Genomic DNA, 26,404 nt, shown 5'->3' on the forward strand with positions numbered 1-26,404 from the left:
TGCAATTTAAAGGGTGCGCCATGGTTAAAAAGGGGTAGAGGCTAAAAGGCGCGCCGTAACGCGCCTAACGCTCAATTATTTGGCTTGTAGGTCGATCTTATACAGCTCAAAGCCGATGCTGTCGTTACCCGCCGATTTCATAGGATACTGGGCGTTATCCTTAATAAATGCAGCAGCCTTCTCGCTAGGGGAGGTCTCAAAGCGGATATCCAGCGGCTGTGGGCTGTGGAAGCTGGCCAAACGCCAGTTATTGTCCGCCTGTGGATGCACCGCGCCGTGCTTCTGGGTTTCTTCGCTGATATAGGCCGCCAATACCGCGCGGTTCTCATCCGGTGAAGCAAAGGCAATATGCTTATCGCCCGTTCCGGCAAACTTGCCGCCGTAGGCGCGGTAGTTGTTGGTCGCAACCAGGAACTGGGCGTCAGGATCGATCGGCTTGCCCTTGAAGGTCAGCTGCTTGATACGCTCCGCCTGGTCATTGATCAGCGTACATTCTCCGTCGTAACGTGCCGGTTGGCTGACGTCGATCTGATAATTGACGCCGTCGATCACGTCGAAATTATAGGTGCGGAAACCGTCCCAATTGATCAGCCCCTGCGGTTTTCTGCTGTTAACGTCAATTTGGTTGAACTGCCCGGCGGAGCACTCTAGCCACTCTTTCACTTCCTTACCGCTGGCTTTCACCACCACCAAGGTATTGGGGTAGAGATAGAGATCGGCGGCATTGCGGAAGGTGAGCTGGCCTTTTTCTACCTCGACAAAGCTGGCGGGATCGTTCTTGCGGCCACCCACTTTGAACGGCGCAGCTGCGGCCAATACCGGCAGATCGGCCAGATCCGGATCGCCTTGAATATAGTGCTCAACGTAGGCTCTTTGCGCATTGTTGACGATCTGCACGGTAGGATCGTCCTGGATCAGGGCCAGATAACTGTACATATTGCCGTCGGACTTGCCGATAGGCTTGCTGACGAACTCACGCGTTCCGTTATGATCTTCTTCTAACACTTTGACCAGTGCGGGATCTTCCGCTGCCAACGAGCGCTTGTTCTCTTTGTCATAAACCGGTCTGGCCTGTGCCTTCGCTGCGGTAACCTTCCAATTTCCCCCATCGTTGTTCAATTGCAGATCCACGATGCCGAGATGATCGCCCCATTGGCCGGGCATCACCGCAGGCACGCCGTTCAGCAGGCCTTTATCGATATCCACGCCTTTGATATTGGCGAAATCCTTGCTGGGGAATACCGCATGCGCATGGCCGAACATGATGGCGTCGATGCCTGGAACCTGGCTGAGGTAGTACACCGAGTTTTCCGCCATGGCCTTATAGGGGTCGCTGGAAAGTCCAGAGTGGGGGATCGCGACGACCAGATCGGCCCCTTGTTTGCGCATTTCCGGTACGTAGCGTTTGGCCGTTTCGGTGATGTCGTTTACGGTCACTTTCCCCTGAAGGTTGGCTTTATCCCATACCAGGATCTGCGGCGGCACAAAGCCGATATAGCCGATACGTAAAGTATGAGCTTTGCCATCACGGTCTTTTACCGGGGTATCGACAATAATGTAGGGAGTGAACAACGGTTTTTGCGTGGTGGTATCAATAACGTTGGCGTTGACGTAGGGGAATTTGGCGCCAGCCAGGGCATTCTTCAGATAGTCGAGCCCGTAGTTGAACTCGTGATTACCGATATTGCCTACCACATAATCCAGGGTATTCATCGCCTTGTAGACCGGGTGCATGTCGCCAGGTTTCAAGCCCTTGGCGGCCATATAGTCAGCCATTGGGCTACCCTGGATGATGTCACCGTTATCGACCAGTACGCTGTTGGTCACCTGCTGGCGAGCGTGTTGGATCAGGCTGGCGGTACGCACCAGACCAAATTTGTCGGTGGGCTTATCCTTGTAATAGTCGAAGTCCATCATATTGCCGTGTAGGTCGCTGGTTTCCAGCACGCGCAGGTCAACCGTGGCTGCCTGCGTTGAGGCGCAGACCAGCAGGGCCAGGACAGATAGTCCCAAAGGGCGCTTGATCATGGTTATCTCCATTGGATTATTCTTCGAGGGGCATCTCAAAGGGGTATGTAATTACCACTACCTCTCTCAGGAAACTGTGAAGTCTGGCATAAACTGGCCGAATGTAACGGACAGATATGCAAAGTTGTGACGGAGAAGACTTGAATAAATACCGCAGCTTAGCGAGTTGAGATGGATATTCCGCCCAAAAAAAACTAGGCTGCAAGCTATAGAAAGGGGAAATGTCCCACGGAACTTAATGTCTGAGGTGCACTATGTTGGAGCAGATTTGCCAGCTGTCCCGCGAGGCGGGTACGGCGATCATGGCGGTATATCATGGTGAACAACCGCTTGATGTGGCACAGAAAAAAGATGATTCACCGGTGACCGCCGCGGATTTGTCCGCGCACCATATTATCAAACAGGGTCTGGCGGCACTGACGCCGGAGATCCCACTGCTGTCAGAGGAAGACCCTCCCGCCTGGGAAGTCCGCCGCAACTGGACGCGTTACTGGCTAGTCGATCCGCTGGACGGTACCAAAGAGTTTTTAAACCGTAACGGTGAGTTCACGGTCAATATCGCGCTGATCGAAGAGGGTAAGGCGGTAATGGGAGTGGTCTATGCCCCGGCGATGGACGTGCTGTATCTGGCCGAACGAGGCAAGGCCTGGAAGGAAGAAGGTGGCCGACGTCGTGAGATTAGCGTCAGTAATGCCGAACTACCGTTGGTGGTGGTCAGCCGCTCTCATAGCGATGAGGAATTACAGGATTACCTGCAACAGTTGGGCGAACACCAAACCATTTCGGTAGGCTCATCGCTGAAGTTCTGCCTGGTGGCGGAAGGGCGGGCGCAGCTTTACCCACGGTTTGGGCCAACCAACATCTGGGATACGGCGGCAGGGCACGCGGTAGCGGTAGCAGCCGGGGCTCAGATCCACGATTGGCAGGGCAAGCCTCTGTTATATACCCCGCGTGAGTCTTTCCTGAACCCTGGCTTTAGGGTTTCTCTGTTTTAGGCAGCGTCCCGCTCATCGCCGTGCGGGACGCCGTTTAAGCGCTATTTCAGCAACTGGTGCAGCATCTCCATCACCTGCTGCACCTCTTGCGGCGTCAGTGCGCCATCTTTGGCAAACTGGATCTTGCCTTCTTTATCGAGCACCACAATTGCCGAGCCTTTTGGTTGCAGGTCCCAAGCTTTTTTGACGTTGCCATTACTGTCGACAATGAACTGCGACCAGGGGAACTCTTTCTTGCTGTCTTCAATACTGTTACGCACAAAGATGGCGGTGCCGATGATGGCGTCGTCGGTATTGACGATGGTCGTCGTTTGGTAACGATCGTGCGGTAGCTTAGCGGCTTTGATAGCTTCAATCAGCGGGTCGTTGAGCTCTTTGGCCGAAGTGCGGCCAGCAATATGCTGCACTACTCGCACTTTTCCACCAAGCTGCGCGCTATTCCAACCTTTGTAGCTAAACTTATTATCAACATAGTCCAACTCGCCTTTATCGCTGACGCCGATCGGTGCCACGCGCTGGTGGAGTTGAAGGTTGTGAGCAGAGGCCAACATCGGGGCCAACAGCAGCGATATTATCAGCATGCTATTTTTCATGCGTTCTCCTGCAGAGGGAAATAAGTCTCAATATGACTCAAGGTGATTAAAGCATAGGTGCTCATCCGAGGTCTGTCCTGTTAACCGGATCGCAGTTTTTCCTTCTGGGGGTAATCACGCGGTTTTTGAATGGATATACTGCAAAGGTTATAAATAGCTATACACAATTCTGTCAGTAAGTGTAAATCCAGGATAGAAATCCAGGCGGAGTTGAACAAAATGGTCTTTACTCAGTCTACTAGAAAGCAATCAAGTTGCGTTCCGAATGTCGAGGTGGCCACTTTGGCCGCTCGCTGAGCGCATGGATCCAACGGGAGGAGAGTAACAACTATGAGAATCTTCCAGCGTTATAACCCACTGAAAGTGGCTACGTATGTAAAAACCCTGTTCCGGGGGCGGCTGTACATCAAGGATGTGGGGGCGTTCGAATTCGACAAGGGGAAAATCCTGTTGCCGAAGGTTCGTGACAAGCGCCACTTCAACGTGATGTCAGAAGTTAACCGGCAGGTGTTGTTACTGCAGGCCGAAATGGGCTAAAGCGCAATCTATGGAGTACCCTGCAAAGAAAAGTAACTGCGGCCCCGAAGGGGCCGCTAATGTTTCTACCGTAGGGGGATTTAGGCCTGAGGTGTTTCGTCGGGGGCTTTTGGCAGCACCGTGATCGGTTTGTCGACCAGCCTGGTGACCAATAGCTGATCAATTTTGTAGCTGTCGATATCGACCACTTCAAACTTGTACCCGGCATATTTTACAAAGTCGGTGCGTTTCGGGATTTTGCGCAGCATGTACATCATAAAGCCGCCGATGGTTTCGTAGTTGCCAGCCTGTGGGAACTCATCGATATGCAGTACACGCATCACGTCTTCGATTGGCGTCCCACCTTCAATCAGCCACGAGTTCTCATCACGCGTCACGATCTGCTCTTCCTGACCTTGGCCTACCAGGTCACCCATCAGCGTGGTCATCACATCGTTCAGCGTAATAATCCCGACCACCAAAGCATATTCATTGAGGATCACCGCAAAGTCCTCACCCGCGGTTTTAAAGCTTTCCAGCGCTTCTGACAGGGTCAACGTATCCGGCACGATCAGCGCCGAGCGGATCTGCACGCCGCTGCTCAGTACCAGGCTCTGGTTGCCCAAAACGCGGTTCAGCAGGTCTTTGGAGTCAACATAGCCAACGACCTGATCGATATGGCCGTCGCACACCAGGAACTTGGAATGCGGATGAGTGGAGATCTTTTCTTTAATACTGTCTTCGCTTTCGCGCAGGTCGAAGTAAATCACGCTTTCGCGGGACGTCATCGAAGAGGGCACGGTGCGCGACTCCAACTCGAAGACGTTTTCAATCAGCTCATGTTCCTGTTTGCGCAGTACCCCGGCCAGCGCGCCGGCTTCCACCACCGCGTAAATATCTTCGGAGGTGATGTCGTCTTTACGCATCATCGGCAGCTTGAACATGCGGAAAATCAGGTTGGCCATGCCGTTGAAGAACCAGACCAGCGGGCGGAACAGCATGATCGAGAAACGCATCGGGTTGATGATCCGGACGGCAACCGTCTCTGGTGCAATCATACCGATGCGCTTCGGGGTTAAATCCGCGAACAGGATGAACATGCTGGTCACCATCACGAACGAGCACATAAAGCTTACCTGCTCAGAAATCTCAGGTGACAGGAAGCGGTCGAAAATCAATTTGAAACTAGGGGAGAAGGCGGCATCGCCGACGATCCCGCCGAGGATGGCTACGGCGTTGAGGCCGATTTGCACCACGGTAAAGAAGAGGCCTGGGGTTTCCTGCAGCTTAAGGACTCTGGCGGCATTGATGTTGCCTTCGTCAGCCATCAGTTTGAGTTTGATCTTGCGTGACGCAGCCAGGGAGATTTCTGAAAGCGAGAAAAACGCACTCACTGCGATCAGAAAAAGAATCAGTAAAATACTGTTTAACATAGTCTATCCATTCGTACCGACGGGATGTCGGCGATCTTTCGGAGGGGTAATACCGTTTAAAAAGGTGGATCCAAGGGCCGTTATATCACGCGCCCACAAAAGCGGGCCGCAAACGCGGCCCAACACAGTATAGCAGTTGCCCCGTGAGGGCCGCCAGTGGTTAAGAATTAACAGCTTAACCCTGTGGAGGCAGACACACCCCGATGCCGCCCAGACCACAATAGCCGCCCGGATTCTTATGCAGGTATTGCTGGTGGTCATCTTCTGCATAGTAGAAAGGCAGTGCCGGTGCGATTTCGGTGGTGATGGTGCGCTGATCGCCCGCTTTATCCATCGCCTGCTGGAAAGCTTGCAGGCTTTGCTCCGCTTCGGCCTGTTGTTCTGCATCCAGGTAGTAAATAGCAGAACGGTATTGGGTACCGATATCTCCGCCCTGGCGCATGCCCTGCGCAGGATCGTGGTTTTCCCAGAATACCTGTAACAGCTGGCGGTAGCTGATGACCTGCGGGTCAAAGACTACACGTACCACTTCGGCATGCCCAGTCTGGCCGCTGCATACTTCGCGATAGGTTGGATTTGGCGTATAGCCACCGCTGTAACCTGCGGCAGTGCTATAAATCCCCGGCTGCTGCCAAAACAGGCGTTCAACGCCCCAAAAGCAACCCATGCCGAAGATGGCTGTGGCCATCCCCTCGGGCACGAAGGTCATGGAATGGCCGGTCACCTCGTTAAGCGTAGCGACGGGCATCGGCGTAGTACGGCCAGGAAGCGCACTTGCCTTATCGATGTTGTGAGACTTATCAAGAGATTGCACCATGTTTGACTCCCATTGCCATAATAAGAATTAGCCTAATAGGAACGCGTGTCAGTTGTAACTGGCCGCTTCTTTGCCCACAATAAGCCCTATCTAAGGTTTATGTATCAGCTTAACGCAGTATTTTGAGCGCCAAAAGCTAAGAATGCGTCTTGTTTTCGGTAACGGCCGATGCCGTATGGGCAACGGCTGGGATCTAAAGGTAAGGGGGGCAGTCTGATAGCACCGCCCCAGCACCAGAGCAAAGGTACTGACAGGACAGAAAAATCAATTAAGGAGCACCTGTGCCACGATATCGTGTCCTTTGCATGTTATGTGCGCTATTCGTTACGCCGTCGGTGTTAGCAGCGAATGTGCGGCTGCAGGTTGACGGCCTGAGTGGGGATTTGGAGCGCAACGTTCGTGTGCGCCTTTCGGCGATCACGCCGGAAGAGGTTAATGCCGAGGGGCGTTTTCGCGCTCGGGTGGATGCTGCCATCCGCCTGGGGTTGCGGCCGTTGGGCTATTATCAGCCTACGATTGAATTCACCTTTGATGATAACCCGAAGCTTTCGCGCCCGGTATTGATCGCCAAGGTCGATCCAGGTGAACCGGTGCGTATTGCAGGTGTGGATATCCAGCTGCAAGGCGGGGCCAGAACCGACGAAGATTACCTGAATCTGGTCAGAACCGATCGGCCAACGATTGGCGAGATCCTCAACCATGGCCAGTTCGACAGTTTTAAAAGTTCGCTGACCAACCTGGCGCTGCGTAAAGGCTATTTTGATGCTCAAATGCTCAAGAGCCAACTTGGCGTGGCGGAAGAGTTGCATAAGGCGTTCTGGGACATAGATTTCAACAGCGGTGAGCGCTATCACTTCGGCAAAGTGATTTTCAAGGGCTCGCAAATCCGTGAGGACTACCTGCAAAACCTGCTTCCCTTCCATCAGGGGGATTATTACAGTTCGAACGATCTTGCCGAGCTGAACCGCCGTTTATCCGCCACCAACTGGTTCAACTCGGTGGTGGTCTCTCCAGACTTTACCGACTCTAAAGAGAGCAAGATCCTGCCGCTAGATGCGGTGGTGACGCCGCGTAGCAGCAATATCGTGGAGCTAGGTGGTGGTTTTTCTACCGATATTGGTCCACGGGTGCTAGGAACCTGGAGAAAGCCCTGGCTGAACGATCGTGGCCACAGCCTGGTAACCGCCGCCAGTATCTCTCAGCCGGAGCAGCAGCTGGATCTGACCTATAAAATCCCATTGCTACGCAACCCGCTGGAACAGTATTACCTGTTACAGGGCGGTTTCAAACGTACCGATCTGAATGACACTCAATCTGACAGTACCAAGGTCGTGGCTTCGCGTAACTGGGATCTCTCCAGCGGCTGGCAGCATGCGGTGAACCTCAGTTGGCGTCTGGACCACTTTACCCAGGGGTCCGTCACCAATACCACTATGCTGCTTTACCCTGGGGTGACCGTGAATCGTACGCGTTCACGGGGAGGCCTGATGCCCTTGTGGGGCGATAGCCAACGCTATTCCATTGACGTGTCGGATACTACCTGGGGCTCCGGGGTGGACTTTGCGCTGTTGCAGGCACAAAACGTCTGGATCCGTAGCTTGGGCGAGAAAAACCGCTTTGTGGTCCGTGGTCAGGTCGGCTGGATCGAAACCAACGATTTTGACAAAGTGCCGCCGGATTTGCGCTTCTTCGCCGGTGGCGATCGCAGCATCCGTGGTTATAAATTCCAGGGCATTTCCCCGCGTGGAGATGACGGCAAGCTGACCGGTGCCTCTAAAATGGTGACGGGGTCGTTGGAGTACCAATATAACGTCACTGGCCGTTGGTGGGGGGCGATGTTTGTCGATTCTGGGCAGGCAGTTAACAACTTCAAAGACAGCAATTTCAAGACCGGTGCGGGCGTTGGCGTGCGCTGGCAGTCGCCGGTAGGGCCGGTGAAACTGGATATTGCCGCACCGGTTGGGGATCAAGATACCCACGGCCTACAGTTTTATATCGGTTTGGGGCCTGAACTATGAGCCTGATAAAAAAGATTTGTCTGGGATTTTTGATCCTGCTGTTGCTGCTGATCGGCACGTTGGCGTTTCTGCTTGGCACCACTTCTGGCCTGCATATGTTGATCAACGGCGCTGCCCGTTGGGTACCTGGGCTGGAAATTGCGGCGGTCAGCGGTGGCTGGCGCGATCTGACCCTGAAAGGCGTGAAGTATCAGATGCCGGGTGTGGCGGTTAACGCCGGGCAGTTCCATCTCTCGCTCGATCTCTCCTGTTTTAAACGCAGTTCATTGTGCGTCAATGCGCTGACCGCTCAGGATGTAGATGTAGTGGTGAAAACCGCCGAAATGGCGCCTTCTGCGCCGGTTGAGGAAAGCAACGAGCCGATCGGCGATCTCAGCACGCCTTATCCCATTACCCTGCGTAAGCTGGCGTTGAATAACGTCAAGGTTACCGTGGACGATACGGCGATCTCGCTGGGGGAATTCAGCACTGGCGCACAGTGGCAGGAACGAGCGTTGACGTTGATGCCAACTACGGTTCGCGCTTTGCTGATCGCGTTGCCAAAAACGCCGGTGAACCCTTTGCCGGAAGCGCTGCAGCCCGCAGCGGAGAAAGTGGCGGACAAGGTCGCTGAGAAAACGACGGTTGCGCCAGCATTGGTGCCACCGCCAGTGGAAGAGAAACCGTTGGGCGAAACCCTGAAAGCGCTGTTTGCCAAACCACTGCTGCCGGACCTGCCAGAAATTCGCCTGCCGTTGGATATTACCGTTGAGGAAATCAACGGCGAGCAGCTACATCTGACCGGGGATACCGAGGTGTCGATCACCCGCTTGCAGTTGCAGGCCAGCACCAAAGATCAGCATATTCAGCTGGATCGCTTTGACGTGAGATCGCCGCAGGGCATGCTTTCCGCCAAAGGACAGGCAACGCTGACCGGCAGTTGGCCGGTGGAAATGGTGGCCAACAGCACGCTGAATATCGATCCGCTGAAAGGCGAGAAGGTGAAGCTGAATGTGTCTGGTGGGCTGCGTGAAGAGCTGAAAGTAGCGCTTAACCTGTCTGGCCCCGTTGGTGCGCAGCTGGATGTGCAAACCCAGTTGGCAGAGGCGGGTTTACCCTTGGCGCTGACGCTGCAAAGCAAACAGCTGAAATGGCCGCTGACCGGCGAGGCACAGTATCAGGTTAATGATTTCCGCCTGCGTTTTAATGGCAAGGCCGCAGATTATGCGTTGTCTGCCCGCGCCAATTTCAAAGGTCAGGATCTGCCACCGGCAGTGCTACAGCTGGATGGTAAAGGTAATCTTGAACAGTTCAGACTTGAGCGCCTGCGGTTGGTTGCGCTGGAGGGGAACACCGATCTGACGGCGCTGGTGGACTGGAGTAAAGCGATCAGCTGGACGTCACAACTGACGCTGTCGGGCATTAATACCGCCAAGCAATGGCCGGAATGGCCAGCCCGGTTGGAAGGGAAAATCACCACCCGTGGCAGCCTGCACGGCGGCAGTTGGCAATTACAGGTACCGGTGCTGCAGCTCGACGGCAATGTGAAACAAAACAAGGTATCGGCGCGGGGCTCTTTGCGTGGTAATGCGGCCGGGCAGTGGACGATCCCGGGTATCGATCTGGCGTTAGGGCGCAATACGCTCAGCGTTAAAGGCCAGTTGGATGAGAAAAGCTGGGTGCTGGATGCCAATGTTGATGCAGCGCATCTCGACGGCGCTTTGCCGGGCCTTGCTGGGAATGTCCGCGGGCAGTTGAAGCTGCGCGGGAATTTGCAGGCACCGCAACTGTTGGCAGACCTTACCGCGACGGGCTTGCAATGGCAGGCGCTACACATCAATCGGGTGAAGGTCAACGGTGATGTCCGTTCCAGCGATCAGATCCAGGGGCAATTGGCGGTGCGGGTTGAACAGCTCAAACAGGATGAGTTGCAGGTCAATCTGTTGACGTTGGATGCCAGAGGCAGCGAGCGCCAACATCGGCTGCAAGTGAATATCGACGGCAAGCCTGTTTCCGGGCAATTGGCCCTGGAGGGCAGCTTTGATCGTCAGCAACAGCGCTGGCGAGGCAACCTGAACAACACTCGCTTTGATACACCGGTGGGTGAATGGCGTCTTAGCCGTGCTATCGCGTTGGATTACCTGAATACGCAACAGAAGATCAGCGTAGGGCCACATTGCTGGGTGAACCCGAATGCCGAGCTGTGCGTACCTAGAACCATCGAGGCGGGAGCCAGCGGCCAGGCTAGCGTAGTACTCAACCGCTTCGACCTGGCAATGATCAAACCGTTCCTGGGGCCGGATACCGCCATGAACGGGGTCTTTACTGGCCGAGCTGACGTAAGTTGGCAACCAGGGGGCGCATTGCCACAGGCGAAGGTTTCACTGGTGGGCAAAGGGGTGAAAGTGGTGCAGCAGGTGCAGGGTGCCGCATTGCCGATCGCCTTTGACACGCTAAACCTCAATGCTGGCCTGAACAATGGCCGGGCCCAGGCAGACTGGCTGATCAAGCTGACCAATAACGGGCAGTTTAACGGTAACGTTCAGATCGCCGATCCGCAGGTACGTCGTACCATCAGCGGCAATGTAAATATCACCAATGTCTCGCTGGCGCTGCTTAACCCGATACTGACGCAGGGCGAGAAAGCCGCGGGGATGCTGAATGCCAATCTGCAATTAGGCGGCAATGCGCAGAACCCGCTGGTGTTTGGCCGTCTGGCGCTGGATAAGGTGGCGATCGTTGGCCACTGGATGCCGTTCGATATGACCGAAGGCCGCCTGGCGCTGAACTTCAACGGTATGACCTCGACCCTGGAAGGATTGCTGGCGACCACGCATGGGCAGCTCAATCTGTCTGGGGATGCCGACTGGCGGGATATCAATGCCTGGCGTGCACGTATTGCAGCCAAGGGCGATCGGTTGCGGGTGACCTTGCCACCAATGGTCCGTATTGATGTTTCACCGGATGTGGTGTTCGAAGCCACACCGCAGCTGTTCTCACTCAATGGTAGCGTAGCTATCCCTTGGGCTCGCATCACGGTGCAGGAACTGCCAGAAAGCGCAGTCGGGGTTTCTCCTGATGAAGTGATGCTGGATAACCAGCTCAAGCCGATCCAACCGGCGACAGCAGGGATCCCAATCAACAGCAATCTGACGATCCGCGTGGGTAACGACGTGCGTCTGGATGCATTTGGCCTGAAAGCCAGACTGCGTGGCGATCTGCGTGTGGCACAGGATCAGAATGGTCTGGGGGTGCATGGTCAGATTAATATTCCGTCGGGGCGTTTCCATGCTTATGGCCAGGATCTGATCGTGCGTAAAGGGCAACTGCTCTTCTCTGGGCCACCGGATCAACCGCTGCTGAATATTGAGGCGATCCGTAATCCGGATGCTACGGAGAATGACGTGACCGCCGGTGTCCGCGTGACTGGCATGGCCGATGCGCCAAGGCTGGAAGTGTTCTCCGATCCAGCCATGTCTCAGCAAGAAGCGCTGTCTTACCTGCTGCGCGGCCAGGGATTAGGGGCTGGCGGTGCCGATGGCAATGCCATGACCTCAATGTTAATTGGTATGGGGGTTGCACAAAGTGGTCAACTTGTGGGTAAAATCGGCGAGGCGTTTGGCGTAAGTAATCTGGCCCTTGATACCGAGGGAGTTGGCGACAGCTCTCAGGTAGTGGTGAGCGGCTATGTCCTCCCTGGCTTACAAGTAAAATATGGGGTGGGGATCTTCGACTCATTGGCCACGCTGACGTTGCGATACCGCCTGATGCCTAGGTTGTATCTGGAAGCGGTGTCTGGTCTCGACCAGGCACTGGATGTGCTCTATCAGTTTGAGTTTTAGCTATGCGAATAATTGTCTACGGCAGTTTACGACGCAAACAGGGAAACAGCCATTGGATGACCAACGCCCAATGGTTGGGTGAACATGAGTTAGAAGGCTACCAGCTTTATAATCTGGGGCACTACCCGGCGGCGATCCCTGGAGAGGGCACGGTACACTGCGAAGTGTATCGTATTAACTCATCGATTCTGGCCGAGCTGGACGAGTTGAAAAGCAATACCAAAGACTACAAGCGCGAGCTGATCCGCACGCCTTATGGCAGTGCGTGGATCTACCTGTATAGACACAGCGTGGACGGTTTCCCGCGGATTGAAAGCGGTGACTGGCTGAAGCGTCTTGACGAAAAGCAGTAAAAAAAAACACCGCTCATCTGGGCGGTGTTTTTTTATCAGTTCGGGCGAGAATTACTTCTTGGCGCGCTCGAAAGAGGCGACGATCTCAGCTTTGGCTGCGGCAGCGTCTGCCCAACCTTCCACTTTCACCCATTTGCCTTTTTCCAGATCTTTGTAGTGTTCAAAGAAGTGGCTGATCTGCGCTTTCAGCAGTTCTGGCAGGTCGTTCACATCTTTAATGTGATCGTACTCTTTGGTCAGTTTGCTGTGCGGTACGGCAATCAGTTTTGCATCTTCACCGGCTTCGTCGGTCATTTTCAGCACGCCAACTGGGCGGCAGCGGATCACAGAGCCTGGTTGCAGTGGGTATGGGGTTGGCACCAACACGTCTACCGGATCACCATCCAGTGACAGGGTGTGGTTGATGTAACCGTAGTTGCACGGGTAGAACATCGCCGTGGACATGAAACGGTCAACGAACAGCGAGCCGGTTTCCTTGTCGATTTCGTATTTGATTGGATCGGCGTTAGCCGGGATTTCGATAACTACGTAGATGTCTTCTGGCAGGTCTTTGCCAGCAGGGACCAGGTTCAAGCTCATGTCGGTTTCCTTTAATCAAACCAGAAATGGAGTGGCGGCTATTATAGCGGAGTCTTTTGCGATTTCCCGCCCTTTTCATCAATGAGCTGCTGCCTGGTCGATAACAGCAACTTTTCCAGATTAATCCCTCAATGATTGAAGTTTACTCCCCGGCTGCCGATAACTTCCTCAAATAATAACGGTCCAGCAGCTAGCTGACCCTGCCTTCTTGCCTCCTCTACATCTGAAGCTACTTTTTTCTAAAGCCGGGAAACACTCATGTTAAAGAAGATCACCGTTAAGGCCGGGCTGATTGCCCTGTTGAGCCTGATGACGTTGCTGTTGATTGTTGTCAGCATCATCGGGGTTAAAGCCATTAACGACGGAACACGTTCGCTACAGACTTTGAACCAGATCCTGGGGGAAGAACTGGGTTCGTTGGCCAACAGCTCCAACCTGGCGCTGCGGGCCAGAACGGCGGCCTCGCTTGCAGTACGCCAACGCGAGATTGGTCAGATAGAGGATGCTGACGCCTCGGTGGGGCGTATTTATGGCTACCTGGAACAGTCGAAAAAGGAAATGGCGCGCTTTGTCGACGTGGGAACGGTGACCGAACGGGGTCGCCAATTTTCAATGCGGATGCAGGAGAGCTATCGCGCCTATCTGGAGCAAGGCATTGCGCCCATGGCGGCGGCGATAAAGGCGGGGAAGTTGGATGACTATTACGCCATTCAAGAAAATCATATCTCTAAGCTGAGCATTGCTTTTGAAGCCGATCTTAGTGAGTTCCGCGCGTTTGCCATGGATATTGGCCAGCAGCATGCGCATGAGGCAGAAAGTAATGCCAGCACCAAGATTATCCTGATCGTTGCGGCTGGGCTGCTCAGCGTGTTACTGGCGGCGCTGGCCTGGTTTGCTATGCGTGTGATCTTGCTGCGCCCGTTAGATGAGTCGATCGTCCAATTGGAGCATATCGCCGCCGGGGATCTGACCCACGAAATTAGCAGTGAGGGAGATACCGAAATGGGGCGCCTGGTACGCGCTATGCAACGTATGCAGCAATCGCTGGTGATGTCGGTCAGTAAAGTCCGCGATGCCAGCAGCCAGATCGATACCGGCTCCCGCGAGTTGGCTGCGGGTAACGTTCATCTGGCGCAGCGTACGGAGGAATCGGCCGCTTCGCTGGAGCAAACCGCCGCCAGTATGGAGCAGTTGACCTCTACGGTGAAAATGAATGCTGAAAACTGCGAACAGGCCAACCAGTTGGCACTGAGCGTCTCCGATATTGCCGAGCAGGGCAGTGACGTGGTCAGCCAGGTGATGAGCAAGATGCAGGCCATTACCGACAGCTCTCGACGCATCGCCGACATCATCAGCGTGATGGACGGTATCTCCTTCCAGACCAATATCCTGGCGCTCAACGCGGCGGTAGAGGCGGCACGTGCCGGTGAGCAAGGCCGTGGTTTTGCCGTGGTGGCCGGTGAGGTACGCAGCCTGGCCCAACGCAGTGCGCAATCGGCCAAAGAGATCAAAGGGCTGATCGAAGTTTCACAACACCGCGTACGGGAAGGTGAACAGATGGCGGCGACGGCGGCGAAGACCATGAACGGAATAACCGGCGAAGTCGGACGCGTCACGGCGCTGATGCGTGAAATCTCGGCGGCCACTCGCGAACAAAGCAGTGGTATCGAGCAGGTCAACCTGGCGGTAGTGCAAATGGATCAGGTGGCACAGCAGAATGCGGCGCTGGTGGAAGAGTCTGCGGCTGCAACGCGCTCTTTGGAAGAGCAGGCGCAGCTATTGGCACAGAGTATGGCTGTGTTCAAACTGTGATGTGAAGGGGCGGCATGCCGCCCCTTTTATAGCGTTACTGGTCCGGGAAATCAGCAATAAAGCGTTCGGCGTCTTCTACCATCGATTTGGTTCCGACGAAGAATGGCGCACGCTGGTGCAGCTGTTGCGGCACGATATCCAGAATGCGGTTTTTGCCATCGCTGGCTTTACCCCCGGCCTGTTCAGCCAGGAACGCCATCGGGTTGCATTCATACAGCAGACGCAGCTTGCCCTGTGGGTGGCTGGCGGTGCTTGGGTAGATATAGATGCCGCCTTTGAGCAGGTTACGGTGGAAGTCGGCAACCAGTGAACCGATATAGCGTGAGGTATAAGGGCGCTGGGTGGCTTCATCCTGCTCTTGGCAGTATTTGATGTATTTCTTCACCCCGAGCGGGAACTTGATGTAGTTACCTTCGTTGATGGAATACATATTGGCTTTTTCCGGGAAGCGCACTTTCTCGTGGGAGAGGCAGAACACCCCCAGAGACGGATCGTAGGTGAAGGCATGTACGCCATAACCGGTGGTGTATACCAGCATGGTGGAGGAGCCATAAACCACATATCCGGCCGCTACCTGTGCATGGCCAGGCTGCAGGAAATCTTCTTCGGTGACTGGCGTGCCAATCGGGGTGATGCGGCGATAGATAGAGAAGATCGTCCCGACCGAGACGTTCACATCAATGTTGGACGAGCCGTCCAACGGATCCATTAGCACCACATACTTGCCATTCTCAGCTCGCTCGCCGTCGAAAATCACGATCTCGTCTTCTTCTTCCGAAGCGATGCCCGCAACTTCACCACGAGCCTTCAACGCTGCTTTCAGCTTTTCGTTCGCGAACAGGTCCAGCTTCATCTGAACTTCGCCCTGAACGTTGGAAATGCCGTTAGTCCCCAAGATATCAACTAAACCTGCCTTGTTGATATCACGGTGAATGATTTTGGCACCCAGTTTGATGGCAGAAAGTAATGAGGTCAGCTCACCGGTGGCGTGAGAGAAGTCGTGTTGTTTCTCGACGATAAATTCGCCTAACGTTTTCATGACACAATCCCTGAATCTACGGATGGATAGCGGCTTGTTAACATACCGCCAACGTTTTCGTCAGCAGTGTAGCCCAAAGCAACTTGCGATTCATAGGCAAATCCATTTCTTCTGAGCGATTCTGAGCGCTAGAATAGGCAGTAAATCGATGCACTAAAATGAGAAACCTAATGCGCATACATATTCTTGGGATCTGCGGCACCTTTATGGGTGGGCTAGCCATGTTGGCTCGTTCACTGGGGCACGAGGTGACCGGTTCAGATGCCAACGTCTATCCTCCGATGAGCACCTTGCTGGAAAAGCAGGGGATCGATCTGATCCAGGGTTACGATCCTGCCCAGTTGGATCCGGCTCCGGATCTGGTGATTATCGGCAATGCCATGAGCCGTGGTAATCCTTGCGTAGAAGCGGTGCTGGAACAGAGCATTCCTTACATGTCTGGCCCTCAGTGGCTGCATGATTATGTCCTGCGCGATCGCTGGGTGCTGGCGGTAGCGGGAACACACGGTAAAACCACCACCGCCGGGATGGCGACCTGGATCCTGGAAGCCTGCGGCTATCAGCCGGGCTTTGTGATCGGTGGCGTACCGGGCAATTTTGATGTTTCGGCCCGTCTTGGCGGTAGCCCGTTCTTCGTCATCGAAGCCGATGAGTATGACTGTGCCTTCTTCGACAAACGCTCCAAGTTTGTTCATTACTGCCCGCGCACGTTGATCATGAACAACCTCGAGTTTGATCATGCCGATATCTTTGACGATCTGAAAGCCATCCAGAAACAGTTCCACCACCTGGTGCGCCTGGTGCCGGGGCAAGGCAAGATTATCCTGCCGGAAAACGACACCCATCTGAAACAGGTGATGGCGATGGGATGCTGGAGCGAACAGGAATGGGTCGGGGAAGGGGGCGCGTGGCGTGCACACAAACTGACGACGGATGCCAGCCATTACGAAGTGTTCCTCAACGGCGAGAAGGTGGGTGAGGTTAACTGGGCGCTGGTGGGCGAACACAACATGCATAACGGCCTGATGGCGATCGCCGCCACCCGCCATGTTGGCGTACAGCCAGCCGATGCCTGCCGAGCGCTGGGTGACTTTATCAATGCCCGCCGCCGTCTGGAATTGCGCGGTGAAGCCAATGGCGTCACGGTGTATGACGACTTTGCCCATCATCCGACCGCCATTCTGGCTACCTTGGCGGCGCTGCGTGGCAAAGTGGGCGGCACCGCACGCATCCTGGCCGTGCTGGAGCCTCGCTCAAACACCATGAAAATGGGGATCAGCAAAAACGATCTGGCACCCTCGCTTGGCCGTGCCGATGAAGTGTTCCTGTTCCAGCCTCACCACATCCCTTGGCAGGTAGCGGAAGTTGCCGAAGCTTGCGTCCAGCCCGCGCACTGGAGTGCCGATCTGGATACGCTGGTGGAGATGATTGTGAAAACCGCGCAGCCGGGTGACCATATTCTGGTGATGAGCAACGGCGGGTTTGGCGGCATTCATGACAAACTGCTGGCAGGGTTGGCTAACAAGGCCGAACCGAAAGAAACCTACTGACGTTTAGCTAAACGGGCGCCGCATGCGGCGACCCTACCAATATGAGGCCGCTGATGCGGCCTTTTTTACGCCCATAAAAAAGCCCTCGCGAGCGAGGGCAATGGGGTTCGTCGGATAGGACGACGATAATTTCCAAGATACTAGCGTTTACCTGAGAACTCGGCAGTGGCAGTGACGAGGGTAGTCAGTTCAGTAAACGCGGCCTCGGTTTTTTACTTGTAGATTTCAGCCGTTGCGTGCCAGTTGCCATTTTCATAGGCTTCGATCACACGGTAGGCTTTGGCCCCTTGCTGGTCCGCTTTATCAGACAGCGCCTGACGGATATCAGAAGGTGCGCCACCCACGCCGCTAGCGGTAATGGTGCCGACGGACTGCAGATTGCTGGCTTGGGCATCAGTGACCAGGTTAGCCGCAGAAGCACCGAAAGAAACGGCAGACAGCAGGCTAAGTGCAACGAGAGTAGTTTTCATGTTCATGATACTTCGATCCTTAATCGTTCAGAGATAACGGCCTGGAAGGGCTTTACAGCGTTTTTTATACTTGAAGGCGGTTATCTGCTTGTTTTTTACCAGAGAGTTGTCGTGCAATGCTCACATCACATCTTGTACTTATTTGTAAATCTCGGCGGTAGCGTGGTAGTTGCCTTCGTTACGAGCTTCGATCACGCGGTAAGCGGTAGCGCCTTGAGCATCGGCTTTGGCAGACAGCGCCTGACGGATATCAGAAGGTGCTGCACCGACGCCGCTCACGGTGATGGTACCGGCAGACTGCAGTTTTTCAGCCTGTGAAGCATCAATGGATTGTGCTGCAAATGCACCGAAAGACAGCATGGATAGCAGGCTAATTGTTGCTACGGTAGTTTTAATTTTCATGATTTATCCTCTTCGTATTCTTTTATCAGTTCCAATGAACTGTGATTTACGTCACGAAAATGAGTATACATCTAGTAACGGCAAAAATTAATAGCTGACTAACAGTTTCTAGTGAAACTTTATTGGGGTGGCCGTGACTTTTAATAACCTAATGGAATAAAAAACGGCGATAAAATACACTTTTGATGTTAAATTTTTGTAATTTCAATGAGCTAAGTGCTTTTGACTAAAAGTGCGGAAGCTTCCAGTCACTATCACCAGTCACCCAGAAATGTCACTGAAATGTGCTGCAAGTCGGCTTATTGGCAGTTTTAAACGTGGTAGGCAGTGCGGAAGAAGTAAATGAAGGGTTAATAAAGGATGAGCGGCCCGCGACGGAGAGCCGCAGGCTGCGCTGAATGCATCAAAGTTCCTGTTCGAACAAGGAGAGAATGGCTTCAAACAGTTGGCGTGCGGTAAATGAACTGGCCGGAGTGACAAAAATGGTGTCGTCACCGGCAATGGTGCCCAGGATCCCTTCGGATTTGCCCAGTGAGTCCAACAGGCGGGCAATCAGCTGCGCCGCACCTGGGCTGGTATGGATCACCACCACCGCGTCGTTATGATCCACATCCAGCACCAGATTCTTGAGTGGGCTGGTGGTGGTTGGGACTCCGAGTTCGGCCGGGAGGCAGTACACCATCTCCATTTTTGCATTACGCGTGCGTACCGCCCCGAACTTGGTCAGCATGCGTGATACCTTGGACTGGTTAATGTTCTCGAAGCCTTCTTCTTGCAGCGCCAAAACGATCTCGCCTTGAGAACTGAATTTTTCTTCTTTCAATAACGCCTTAAACGCCTTGATCAGATCTTCCTGCTTTGCGGGATTACGCATTTTGCACCGTGGAATGTTGGTAATAGAGCTGATTATTATGCATATAAATGCATTTTTATGCAATATAGGGGCCGTCTGGAAAATCAAAAATGCCCAGACAGAAAGGCAAGAGCGCGATTTTAACAAAATCCGTTGCTCATGAATATGCCCTTTCGGTGCGGGAAGCGAGTCAGCTCTCCGGTAACGAAAATGTTATTAAAATGATGTTGTTCTGATGTTACGTAAGGGTGTAATGTAACCGCCGGTTAACGCGATCGTGAAAAGCTTGGCACTATTTTCGATTAGTGTGCGCTATGCCCTTAATGCATAAGCTATTTACTTTAAAATGCTCGCAACATCGGCCATTTTATTGCGCCAGATCTAAAACCGACTGTTAAGAGGTTGTTTTTAAAGGCGTGATAAATTAAGGTCCGTGACCAAAGAATTCACGGCGCTTTTATATTTAAGACAATAAAGGAGTATAGGATGAAAGTTGCAGTTCTCGGTGCTGCTGGCGGTATTGGCCAGGCCCTCGCCCTTCTACTCAAGACCCAGCTTCCTTCAGGTTCTGAACTCTCCCTCTACGACATTGCCCCTGTTACCCCAGGCGTTGCCGTTGACTTAAGCCACATCCCAACCGCAGTTAAAATCAAAGGCTTCAGTGGCGAAGATGCAACCCCTGCGCTGCACGGTGCGGACGTGGTGCTGATTTCTGCTGGCGTTGCGCGTAAACCAGGGATGGATCGTTCCGATCTGTTCAACGTTAACGCTGGCATCGTACGTAACCTGATTGAGCAAGTGGCCAAAACCTGCCCGAAAGCCTGCATCGGTATCATCACCAACCCGGTGAATACCACGGTGGCCATTGCGGCAGAAGTGTTGAAGAAAGCGGGTGTGTACGACAAAAACAAACTGTTTGGCATCACATCGCTGGATATTATCCGTTCAAACACCTTCGTTGCTGAACTGAAAGGCAAACAACCGGAAGAACTTAACGTACCGGTGATTGGCGGCCACTCAGGCGTGACCATCTTGCCTCTGCTATCGCAGATCCCAGGCGTAAGCTTTAGCGATCAGGAAGTGGCTGATTTGACCAAACGTATCCAGAACGCGGGTACCGAAGTGGTTGAAGCCAAAGCCGGTGGCGGCTCTGCAACCTTATCTATGGGCCAGGCTGCTGCACGTTTTGGCCTGTCTCTGGTGCGTGCGTTGAGCGGTGAGAAAGGCGTAGTGGAATGTGCCTATGTTGAAGGGGATGGCAAATATGCCCGCTTCTTTGCACAGCCACTGCTGCTGGGCAAAAACGGTATCGAAGAGCGTAAAGACATCGGTACCCTGAGCGCCTTCGAGCAAAAAGCGCTGAGCGAAATGCTGGACGTACTGCACAAAGATATCGAACTGGGCGAGAAGTTTATCAACAACTGATCCCTCAGTATGTGATGTTTTGATAAGCCGCCGGGCCGAATCCGGCGGCTTTCTTATGTTTATCATGATTTGATTCGACTTTTCCGATCTCGCAGATGATGGGTAAGCGGATCAAAATACCTGCTCGGCCAGATCTCTGCCGGATGTACGTTCAGTGCATCAGCAATCAACCACTCTCCCTTGGGCCAAGGACGTGACAGCGCGTTGGCCAACGTCGATGAACTTAACCCTGCCCCCCGTGAAACCGCTGCCAGAGTGGTACCTCTCTTCTTCAAAGCCGCGATGACGTCTGCTGGATGCCAATCTGGGTCCCGTGAATTCATATTTTCATTCCTTTTTTGATTAGAGAAAGTTCTGTTAGTGGTATAACTAACAGGTCAGTATTAATCGTTTGAACAACGTGAAGCGTTTATTCAGAAACTAGGATACCACCAAGTTTCCCAAAAATACCTTATGGTTTCTGAAAAATTTGTCTTGCCACACTATTGTCCCGAGATCATGGCTATGAAAAACGAGTGGTTTGCTGCCAAGGAGCTGATAGGCATCGCAGGATTACCGTCCTCTACACAGGGAATCAATCTGATGGCCCGGCGCGAAAATTGGCTCAGCCGTCGCCGCAAAGGCGTGCAAGGCAAGGCGCTGGAATATCATATCGACAGCTTGCCAACCGGCGTCAAAAATCTGCTGGTATTGCGCGAAGAGCCTGCGATCTACGAGGCCGGGCGTCAGGACCCACTTGCAGTGTGGGTTGAATACTATTACCAACTTTCAGACAGTGAGCGTGGCAAAGTGATGGCGTTTTTGATGCGCGAAGGTATGGATAGCCTGCTGACCTGGATTGCTGAAAAAAATAAGCAGTGAGTCATTCCTCAACTGACCTGCGCTACATAGGGGCGCTGCATGCTGCGTCCGATTAGCCATAAGCTGCTCCCGCCAAGCTCCTTTCTGCATCGCCTCCGTGTTTTTTGCTCCTTATTTGATAAATTTTTCTTGAGTATTTCGCCCGGTTTTTGGTTTTTGGCAACGGCCTGGTTAATGTTATAACTAACTTATTGGCATTAGTTGTTCATGCAACTGAAAAGCCTGATAAGTCAGTTAGGGGCAACGCCGAGATCAAGGAGGAGGAATGAACAAGGAGTGGTTTACCGCCAACGAACTGAAAGAGAAGGGCGAATTGGGCTGCTCCCCACAAGGGATCAATAAGCGAGCACGTGAGCAAAACTGGCGATGGCAGCGGCGTTTTGGCAAGCAGGGGGTGACTAAGGAGTATCATATCAGCAGCCTACCCCTCTCGACTCAAAACGAGTTGAATCCCCAGCGATATCCCCTTGCCGCAGAGAAACCGGCGGCTTATACCGTCTCCCGTGATGGCGTTCCTTGGGCACGTTTGCAGAGCTATCTGGCAGGTATGAAATCTGATGAATACGCGGTTTTATTGAGTTTTCTGGCGGAGAATGGGGCTGCGGGGCTGCTGGATCTCATTAGCAAGGCAAATAAATAGGCCTGCAAAACAGGCCTATTTGAATATTAAGAAACTTAAATTTCTTAAAAGTCTCGTTGAACCGCCAGATGCGCTAATCCTTCCAGTGCAGTTCGATAAGGAGAGTCGGGCAAAATCTGCAATGCGGCGATTGCCTTGTCCGCTTCTTCTTCAGCGCGCTGACGTGTATAGGTGAGTGAACCACACTCCTGCATGGTAGCCAGAACCGGCTCCAGCAGATGGCGGCCATTCCCCTGTTCAATCGCGCCACGGATCATCGCAGACTGCTCGGCATTGCCATTATGCATCGCATGCAACAACGGCAGCGTCGGCTTGCCCTCGTTCAAGTCATCGCCGGTATTTTTACCCAGGGTCACGCCGTCTGCACTGTAGTCCAGCAGATCGTCGATCAGTTGGAATGCCGTGCCAAGATAGCGGCCATAGTCTTGCAGCGCCTGCTCTTCGGCCGGGTTAGCCTCGGAGAGGATGGCTGATGACTGGGCTGCCGCCTCAAACAGACGAGCGGTTTTGCTGTAGATGACCCGCATATAGTTTTCTTCACTGATATTCGGATCGTTGACGTTCATCAACTGCAGCACTTCACCTTCGGCGATTACGTTGACCGCTTCGGACATGACTGCCAGCACGCGCAGCGATTCCAGGCTGGTCATCATCTGGAAAGCACGCGTATAAATGAAATCACCCACCAACACGCTGGCAGCATTGCCAAACGCCGCGTTGGCAGTCGCCTTGCCACGGCGCATGTCGGACTCATCCACCACGTCATCGTGCAACAGGGTAGCGGTATGGATGAACTCTATCAGGGCAGCGACGGCAATGTGTTTATCACCTTGATAGTGCAAGGCCCGCGCCGCCAGAACGGCGATCATCGGGCGAATGCGCTTACCGCCACCGCTGATAATGTAATAGCCAAGTTGATTGATGAGCGTGACATCGGAATTCAACTGTTCGAGAATTGTTGCGTTCACGGCCGCCATATCTTGCGCGGTTAACTCAGTAATTTGTTCTAGGTTCATTGTATTTTTTTCAGCTGTGTTTCTGTTGACCGCGATGAGAACGCTGCTCACATCGGTACATGGCGGTAACTGTCCTGTTGATTGTACTTGAAAATCGGCCCAGATAAACGTTGTGAGAGAAACTGTGTTTTTTTTCTTCTTTTTTCACCTTCTGGCCCTAATCTGCTCTTGTCATATGCGGGATTATTGCGTAGAATTCGCGCCCTATTGTGAATATTTATAGCGCGCTCTGTACTGAACAGTTGGGCACGCGGAAAGCGGAGTTTTATATGTACGCGGTTTTCCAAAGTGGTGGTAAACAACACCGAGTAAGCGAAGGTCAGACCGTTCGCTTGGAAAAGCTGGACATCGCAACTGGTGAAGCGGTTGAGTTTGACCAGATTCTGATGATCGCTAATGGCGAAGATATCAAAATCGGCGTTCCTTTCGTCGATGGCGGTAAGATCAAAGCTGAAGTGGTTGCTCACGGTCGTGGCGAAAAGATCAAGATTGTTAAGTTTCGTCGTCGTAAGCACTATCGTAAGCAGCAAGGTCACCGTCAGTGGTTCACTGATGTTAAAATCACCGGCATCAGCGCTTAAGTTAGGAGAGCGGATTAATGGCACACAAAAAGGCTGGCGGCTCGACTCGTAACGGTCGCGATTCAGAAGCTAAACGTCTGGGCGTAAAACGCTTTGGCGGCGAAGCAGTACTGGCAGGCAGCATCATCGTTCGTCAGCGCGGCACCAAATTCCACGCTGGTACCAACGTGGGTTGCGGCAAAGACCACACTCTGTTTGCTTTGAAAGACGGTAAAGTCAAATTCGAAGTTAAAGGCCCGAGCAATCGTAAATTTATCAGCATCGAAGCTGAATAATTTTTCGAGCCTTACGAAATAGATGTTAAGCCCCGCAATTCGTTGCGGGGCTTTTTACATTTATAGATTGCTTGTGCTTGGCGGCACAACGCACAGACAGTGAGAAGATGGAAAAAAAACAGCAGGCTGGCGTTGGTATTTTTCTGGCGGTCACCACAGCGGTTTGCTGGGGCGCCCTGCCTATCGCAATGAAAGAAGTGCTGGAAGTGATGGAGCCGTTTACCATCGTCTGGTATCGCTTTACGATTGCCGCCATCGGCCTGGGGATGATCCTGGCAGTGCGCGGGCGTTTACCTCCGGTGAAAATGTTCCGTCAACCCCGCTGGTTGCTGTTGCTGGCGATCGCCACTGCCGGGTTGTTGGGCAACTTTGTCTTCTTCAGCTCTTCGCTGCAATATTTGAGTCCGACAGCCTCGCAGGTTATCGGCCAACTCTCGCCGGTGGGCATGATGTTCGCCAGCGTATTGATCCTGAAAGAAAGGATGCGTATCACTCAGGTGATTGGCGCTCTGATGCTGATCTGCGGGCTGATGCTGTTTTTCAACGTCAGCCTGATCGAGATCTTCACTCAGTTCACAGACTACACGCTCGGTGTGTTGTTGGGCGTGTGTGCAGCCATGGTTTGGGTGACCTATGGCGTGGCGCAGAAAGTATTACTGCGTCGATTGGCCTCACCGCAGATCCTGGTCTTGTTGTACACTTTATGTGCGATCGCGTTATTTCCGCTTGCGAAGCCAGCGGTGATTTTCCAGCTCAGCGGCTGGCAATTGGCCTGTCTGCTGTTCTGTGGCGCTAACACGCTGATTGGTTATGGTGCGCTGGCGGAAGCGATGGCGCGCTGGCAGGCGGCCCAGGTGAGTGCGTTAATCACGCTGACTCCCCTGTTTACCCTGCTGTTTTCAGATTTATTGGCGCTGGCCTGGCCACAGGTATTTACGGCCCCGGCATTGAATGTCGTTGGCTATGTAGGTGCTTTTGTGGTGGTTGCAGGCGCCATGTTTTCCGCAATTGGTCACCGTTGGTGGCCGCGACGGGCAGAAACCAACCTGGTTGCTTCTTTGAAGCGGCCCGGTGAATGAGTTACGGAGACGGTAAATGAAGTTTGTAGATGAAGCAGCGATCCTGGTCGTGGCAGGTGATGGCGGTAATGGTTGCGTCAGCTTCCGCCGCGAAAAATACATCCCGAACGGTGGGCCAGATGGCGGTGACGGCGGTGACGGCGGTGACGTCTACCTGGTGGCAGACGAAAACCTGAATACCCTGATCGATTACCGCTTTGAAAAATCCTTCCGTGCCGAACGTGGCCAGAATGGTCAGAGCCGTGACTGTACCGGTAAACGCGGTAAAGACGTCGAAATCAAAGTTCCGGTCGGTACCCGTGTGCAGGATCAGGGCACCGGTGAGATCCTCGGCGATATGACCCGCCATCAACAGCGTCTGATGGTGGCGAAGGGCGGTTGGCACGGCCTGGGTAACACCCGTTTCAAATCCTCGGTAAACCGTGCTCCGCGCCAAAAAACGTTGGGTACCAAGGGCGAGATGCGCGATATCCTGCTGGAGCTGCTGCTGCTGGCGGATGTGGGCATGTTGGGTCTGCCGAACGCCGGTAAGTCGACCTTCATTCGCGCGGTTTCTGCCGCCAAGCCAAAAGTGGCGGATTACCCGTTCACCACGCTGGTACCGAGCCTGGGCGTGGTACGTATGGACCATGAACAAAGCTTCGTGGTGGCGGACATTCCTGGCCTGATCGAAGGTGCACATGAAGGTGCTGGCCTGGGGATCCGTTTCCTGAAACACCTGGAGCGCTGCCGCGTGTTGCTGCATCTGGTGGACATTGCTCCGATCGATGAGTCCGATCCGGTAGAGAATGCCAAGGTCATCATCAACGAGCTCAACCAGTACAGCGAGAATCTGTCACACAAGCCACGCTGGCTGGTGTTCAACAAAGTTGACCTGCTGGACGAGGAAGAGGCCGCCGAGCGCGCCAAGGCGATCGTAGAAGGCATGGGGTGGGAAGGTAAGTACTACATGATCTCCGCTGCGAACCGCGAAGGCGTTAACGCGCTGTGCTGGGACGTGATGAACTTCATCAATACGCAACCTAAAGCCATGGCGATCGAAGAAAGCGCGCCGGAAAAAGTCGAGTTCATGTGGGATGATTACCACCGTGAGCAGATCGCTGAAGTGGAAGCTGAAGCGGATGACGATTGGGATGATGACTGGGATGAAGATGACGACGAAGGCGTCGAAATCGTCTACCAGAAGTAATTCTGCGTAATAAAACAAGGGCTCGGTTCAGTGAACCGGGCCCTTGTTGTTTGTTGAGG

25 protein-coding genes are annotated in these 26,404 nt (G+C 53.5%); 14 read left to right on the top strand and 11 right to left on the bottom strand.

Features of this window, described 5'->3' with window-relative positions; genetic code table 11:
* Positions 1-75 precede the first annotated feature (75 nt).
* Entirely contained in the window at positions 76-2,028 is a 1,953-nt protein-coding gene (locus tag IMQ33_RS00570; RefSeq protein WP_196061382.1) for a bifunctional 2',3'-cyclic-nucleotide 2'-phosphodiesterase/3'-nucleotidase, read from the bottom strand.
* Positions 2,029-2,282: 254 nt separating this feature from the next.
* Between IMQ33_RS00570 and cysQ the strand changes: the two genes are divergently transcribed.
* A complete protein-coding gene (gene cysQ / locus IMQ33_RS00575; RefSeq protein ID WP_196061383.1) occupies positions 2,283-3,023 on the top strand; it encodes a 3'(2'),5'-bisphosphate nucleotidase CysQ in 741 nt (246 codons plus the stop codon).
* Positions 3,024-3,064: 41 nt separating this feature from the next.
* Here the strand turns inward: cysQ and IMQ33_RS00580 are convergent, their stop codons facing one another.
* Positions 3,065-3,616: a YtfJ family protein gene (locus tag IMQ33_RS00580; protein WP_098928980.1), complete on the bottom strand. Its 552-nt coding sequence runs from the start codon at positions 3,614-3,616 to the stop codon at positions 3,065-3,067.
* Between the two features lie 330 nt (positions 3,617-3,946).
* Between IMQ33_RS00580 and IMQ33_RS00585 the strand changes: the two genes are divergently transcribed.
* Positions 3,947-4,153 (top strand): DUF1107 domain-containing protein, encoded by a 207-nt coding sequence (locus IMQ33_RS00585; RefSeq protein ID WP_021179022.1) that lies wholly within the window; start codon positions 3,947-3,949, stop codon positions 4,151-4,153.
* An 80-nt stretch (positions 4,154-4,233) separates the two neighbouring features.
* On the opposite strand, the gene IMQ33_RS00590 is transcribed toward IMQ33_RS00585, so the two are convergent.
* Both IMQ33_RS00590 and msrA read right to left on the bottom strand, forming a co-directional pair.
* Entirely contained in the window at positions 4,234-5,565 is a 1,332-nt protein-coding gene (locus IMQ33_RS00590; protein ID WP_065684098.1) for a hemolysin family protein, read from the bottom strand.
* Between the two features lie 175 nt (positions 5,566-5,740).
* Positions 5,741-6,382: a peptide-methionine (S)-S-oxide reductase MsrA gene (gene msrA / locus IMQ33_RS00595; protein WP_065684099.1), complete on the bottom strand. Its 642-nt coding sequence runs from the start codon at positions 6,380-6,382 to the stop codon at positions 5,741-5,743.
* A gap of 281 nt (positions 6,383-6,663) precedes the next feature.
* Here msrA and IMQ33_RS00600 point away from each other — a divergent pair, with 281 nt between their 5' ends.
* From IMQ33_RS00600 to IMQ33_RS00610, 3 genes are read left to right on the top strand one after another with little or no spacing between them, the layout of a single operon-like run.
* Positions 6,664-8,400: an autotransporter assembly complex family protein gene (locus IMQ33_RS00600; protein WP_065684100.1), complete on the top strand. Its 1,737-nt coding sequence runs from the start codon at positions 6,664-6,666 to the stop codon at positions 8,398-8,400.
* Positions 8,397-12,221: a translocation/assembly module TamB domain-containing protein gene (locus tag IMQ33_RS00605; protein ID WP_196061384.1), complete on the top strand. Its 3,825-nt coding sequence runs from the start codon at positions 8,397-8,399 to the stop codon at positions 12,219-12,221. The genes IMQ33_RS00600 and IMQ33_RS00605 overlap by 4 nt, the downstream gene beginning before the upstream one ends.
* Positions 12,222-12,223: 2 nt before the next feature.
* Complete coding sequence (locus IMQ33_RS00610; protein WP_024483355.1) at positions 12,224-12,574, top strand: gamma-glutamylcyclotransferase; 351 nt, start codon at positions 12,224-12,226, stop codon at positions 12,572-12,574.
* A gap of 51 nt (positions 12,575-12,625) precedes the next feature.
* On the opposite strand, the gene ppa is transcribed toward IMQ33_RS00610, so the two are convergent.
* Positions 12,626-13,153 (bottom strand): inorganic diphosphatase, encoded by a 528-nt coding sequence (ppa, locus tag IMQ33_RS00615; protein ID WP_021179028.1) that lies wholly within the window; start codon positions 13,151-13,153, stop codon positions 12,626-12,628.
* 258 nt (positions 13,154-13,411) lie between these two features.
* Between ppa and IMQ33_RS00620 the strand changes: the two genes are divergently transcribed.
* Entirely contained in the window at positions 13,412-14,965 is a 1,554-nt protein-coding gene (locus tag IMQ33_RS00620; protein ID WP_196061385.1) for a methyl-accepting chemotaxis protein, read from the top strand.
* Positions 14,966-14,999: 34 nt separating this feature from the next.
* Here IMQ33_RS00620 and fbp read toward each other — a convergent pair whose 3' ends face one another.
* The gene (gene fbp, locus IMQ33_RS00625) at positions 15,000-16,004 is read right to left on the bottom strand and encodes a class 1 fructose-bisphosphatase (protein WP_029711176.1); all 1,005 of its coding nucleotides are present in this window, start codon (positions 16,002-16,004) and stop codon (positions 15,000-15,002) included.
* Between the two features lie 170 nt (positions 16,005-16,174).
* Here fbp and mpl point away from each other — a divergent pair, with 170 nt between their 5' ends.
* On the top strand, positions 16,175-17,554 hold the full coding sequence (mpl, locus tag IMQ33_RS00630; RefSeq protein ID WP_024483358.1) for a UDP-N-acetylmuramate:L-alanyl-gamma-D-glutamyl-meso-diaminopimelate ligase: 1,380 nt from the start codon (positions 16,175-16,177) through the stop codon (positions 17,552-17,554).
* Positions 17,555-17,766: 212 nt separating this feature from the next.
* Here mpl and yhcN (IMQ33_RS00635) read toward each other — a convergent pair whose 3' ends face one another.
* The 3 genes from yhcN (IMQ33_RS00635) to argR all read right to left on the bottom strand — a co-directional run bounded on the left by yhcN (IMQ33_RS00635) (position 17,767) and on the right by argR (position 19,300).
* Positions 17,767-18,030: a peroxide/acid stress response protein YhcN gene (yhcN, locus tag IMQ33_RS00635; protein WP_021179031.1), complete on the bottom strand. Its 264-nt coding sequence runs from the start codon at positions 18,028-18,030 to the stop codon at positions 17,767-17,769.
* Between the two features lie 132 nt (positions 18,031-18,162).
* Positions 18,163-18,426 carry a peroxide/acid stress response protein YhcN gene (gene yhcN, locus IMQ33_RS00640; RefSeq protein ID WP_021807531.1) on the bottom strand — a complete coding sequence of 88 codons (264 nt, stop codon included), beginning with the start codon at positions 18,424-18,426 and terminating at the stop codon, positions 18,163-18,165.
* 403 nt (positions 18,427-18,829) lie between these two features.
* Complete coding sequence (gene argR / locus IMQ33_RS00645; RefSeq protein WP_021179033.1) at positions 18,830-19,300, bottom strand: transcriptional regulator ArgR; 471 nt, start codon at positions 19,298-19,300, stop codon at positions 18,830-18,832.
* Between the two features lie 465 nt (positions 19,301-19,765).
* Between argR and mdh the strand changes: the two genes are divergently transcribed.
* Positions 19,766-20,704 (top strand): malate dehydrogenase, encoded by a 939-nt coding sequence (mdh, locus tag IMQ33_RS00650; protein ID WP_021179035.1) that lies wholly within the window; start codon positions 19,766-19,768, stop codon positions 20,702-20,704.
* A 62-nt stretch (positions 20,705-20,766) separates the two neighbouring features.
* On the opposite strand, the gene IMQ33_RS00655 is transcribed toward mdh, so the two are convergent.
* Positions 20,767-21,027: a helix-turn-helix transcriptional regulator gene (locus IMQ33_RS00655; protein WP_071783710.1), complete on the bottom strand. Its 261-nt coding sequence runs from the start codon at positions 21,025-21,027 to the stop codon at positions 20,767-20,769.
* A gap of 181 nt (positions 21,028-21,208) precedes the next feature.
* Here IMQ33_RS00655 and IMQ33_RS00660 point away from each other — a divergent pair, with 181 nt between their 5' ends.
* Together IMQ33_RS00660 and IMQ33_RS00665 are read left to right on the top strand one after the other, a co-directional pair.
* Positions 21,209-21,565, top strand: coding sequence for a DNA-binding protein (locus tag IMQ33_RS00660; RefSeq protein WP_024529083.1), 357 nt, complete (start codon positions 21,209-21,211; stop codon positions 21,563-21,565).
* A gap of 265 nt (positions 21,566-21,830) precedes the next feature.
* Positions 21,831-22,205 carry a DNA-binding protein gene (locus IMQ33_RS00665; RefSeq protein WP_173409928.1) on the top strand — a complete coding sequence of 125 codons (375 nt, stop codon included), beginning with the start codon at positions 21,831-21,833 and terminating at the stop codon, positions 22,203-22,205.
* Positions 22,206-22,249: 44 nt separating this feature from the next.
* Here IMQ33_RS00665 and ispB read toward each other — a convergent pair whose 3' ends face one another.
* Positions 22,250-23,221, bottom strand: coding sequence for an octaprenyl diphosphate synthase (gene ispB / locus IMQ33_RS00670; RefSeq protein WP_021807527.1), 972 nt, complete (start codon positions 23,219-23,221; stop codon positions 22,250-22,252).
* Positions 23,222-23,490: 269 nt separating this feature from the next.
* Between ispB and rplU the strand changes: the two genes are divergently transcribed.
* The 4 genes from rplU to cgtA all read left to right on the top strand — a co-directional run bounded on the left by rplU (position 23,491) and on the right by cgtA (position 26,345).
* Positions 23,491-23,802, top strand: a complete 312-nt coding sequence (gene rplU, locus IMQ33_RS00675; protein ID WP_004955927.1) for a 50S ribosomal protein L21 — start codon at positions 23,491-23,493, stop codon at positions 23,800-23,802.
* A 17-nt stretch (positions 23,803-23,819) separates the two neighbouring features.
* The gene (gene rpmA / locus IMQ33_RS00680) at positions 23,820-24,077 is read left to right on the top strand and encodes a 50S ribosomal protein L27 (RefSeq protein ID WP_004933559.1); all 258 of its coding nucleotides are present in this window, start codon (positions 23,820-23,822) and stop codon (positions 24,075-24,077) included.
* A 107-nt stretch (positions 24,078-24,184) separates the two neighbouring features.
* Positions 24,185-25,156: a DMT family transporter gene (locus tag IMQ33_RS00685; RefSeq protein ID WP_021807524.1), complete on the top strand. Its 972-nt coding sequence runs from the start codon at positions 24,185-24,187 to the stop codon at positions 25,154-25,156.
* A 16-nt stretch (positions 25,157-25,172) separates the two neighbouring features.
* Positions 25,173-26,345 (top strand): Obg family GTPase CgtA, encoded by a 1,173-nt coding sequence (cgtA, locus tag IMQ33_RS00690; protein ID WP_021179040.1) that lies wholly within the window; start codon positions 25,173-25,175, stop codon positions 26,343-26,345.
* Positions 26,346-26,404 lie beyond the last annotated feature (59 nt).

Origin of the sequence: Serratia sp. Res13-Sevr-LER1-36-b, from assembly GCF_015673035.1 — a bacterium.
Classification (GTDB): Bacteria; Pseudomonadota; Gammaproteobacteria; order Enterobacterales; family Enterobacteriaceae; genus Chania; species Chania fonticola_C.

Excerpts from the sequence above, each read along its gene's own strand:
- IMQ33_RS00660 (WP_024529083.1), top strand. The coding sequence starts at position 21,209 with ATGAAAAACGAGTGGTTTGCTGCCAAGGAGCTGATAGGCATCGCAGGA.
- mdh (WP_021179035.1), top strand. The coding sequence starts at position 19,766 with ATGAAAGTTGCAGTTCTCGGTGCTGCTGGCGGTATTGGCCAGGCCCTC.
- cysQ (WP_196061383.1), top strand. The coding sequence starts at position 2,283 with ATGTTGGAGCAGATTTGCCAGCTGTCCCGCGAGGCGGGTACGGCGATC.
- IMQ33_RS00610 (WP_024483355.1), top strand. The coding sequence starts at position 12,224 with ATGCGAATAATTGTCTACGGCAGTTTACGACGCAAACAGGGAAACAGC.
- IMQ33_RS00605 (WP_196061384.1), top strand. The coding sequence starts at position 8,397 with ATGAGCCTGATAAAAAAGATTTGTCTGGGATTTTTGATCCTGCTGTTG.
- rplU (WP_004955927.1), top strand. The coding sequence starts at position 23,491 with ATGTACGCGGTTTTCCAAAGTGGTGGTAAACAACACCGAGTAAGCGAA.
- fbp (WP_029711176.1), bottom strand. The coding sequence starts at position 16,004 with ATGAAAACGTTAGGCGAATTTATCGTCGAGAAACAACACGACTTCTCT.
- IMQ33_RS00590 (WP_065684098.1), bottom strand. The coding sequence starts at position 5,565 with ATGTTAAACAGTATTTTACTGATTCTTTTTCTGATCGCAGTGAGTGCG.
- msrA (WP_065684099.1), bottom strand. The coding sequence starts at position 6,382 with ATGGTGCAATCTCTTGATAAGTCTCACAACATCGATAAGGCAAGTGCG.
- IMQ33_RS00570 (WP_196061382.1), bottom strand. The coding sequence starts at position 2,028 with ATGATCAAGCGCCCTTTGGGACTATCTGTCCTGGCCCTGCTGGTCTGC.
- cgtA (WP_021179040.1), top strand. The coding sequence starts at position 25,173 with ATGAAGTTTGTAGATGAAGCAGCGATCCTGGTCGTGGCAGGTGATGGC.
- IMQ33_RS00685 (WP_021807524.1), top strand. The coding sequence starts at position 24,185 with ATGGAAAAAAAACAGCAGGCTGGCGTTGGTATTTTTCTGGCGGTCACC.
- ppa (WP_021179028.1), bottom strand. The coding sequence starts at position 13,153 with ATGAGCTTGAACCTGGTCCCTGCTGGCAAAGACCTGCCAGAAGACATC.
- IMQ33_RS00620 (WP_196061385.1), top strand. The coding sequence starts at position 13,412 with ATGTTAAAGAAGATCACCGTTAAGGCCGGGCTGATTGCCCTGTTGAGC.
- yhcN (WP_021179031.1), bottom strand. The coding sequence starts at position 18,030 with ATGAACATGAAAACTACTCTCGTTGCACTTAGCCTGCTGTCTGCCGTT.
- IMQ33_RS00655 (WP_071783710.1), bottom strand. The coding sequence starts at position 21,027 with ATGAATTCACGGGACCCAGATTGGCATCCAGCAGACGTCATCGCGGCT.
- IMQ33_RS00585 (WP_021179022.1), top strand. The coding sequence starts at position 3,947 with ATGAGAATCTTCCAGCGTTATAACCCACTGAAAGTGGCTACGTATGTA.
- rpmA (WP_004933559.1), top strand. The coding sequence starts at position 23,820 with ATGGCACACAAAAAGGCTGGCGGCTCGACTCGTAACGGTCGCGATTCA.
- ispB (WP_021807527.1), bottom strand. The coding sequence starts at position 23,221 with ATGAACCTAGAACAAATTACTGAGTTAACCGCGCAAGATATGGCGGCC.
- argR (WP_021179033.1), bottom strand. The coding sequence starts at position 19,300 with ATGCGTAATCCCGCAAAGCAGGAAGATCTGATCAAGGCGTTTAAGGCG.
- IMQ33_RS00580 (WP_098928980.1), bottom strand. The coding sequence starts at position 3,616 with ATGAAAAATAGCATGCTGATAATATCGCTGCTGTTGGCCCCGATGTTG.
- IMQ33_RS00665 (WP_173409928.1), top strand. The coding sequence starts at position 21,831 with ATGAACAAGGAGTGGTTTACCGCCAACGAACTGAAAGAGAAGGGCGAA.
- mpl (WP_024483358.1), top strand. The coding sequence starts at position 16,175 with ATGCGCATACATATTCTTGGGATCTGCGGCACCTTTATGGGTGGGCTA.
- yhcN (WP_021807531.1), bottom strand. The coding sequence starts at position 18,426 with ATGAAAATTAAAACTACCGTAGCAACAATTAGCCTGCTATCCATGCTG.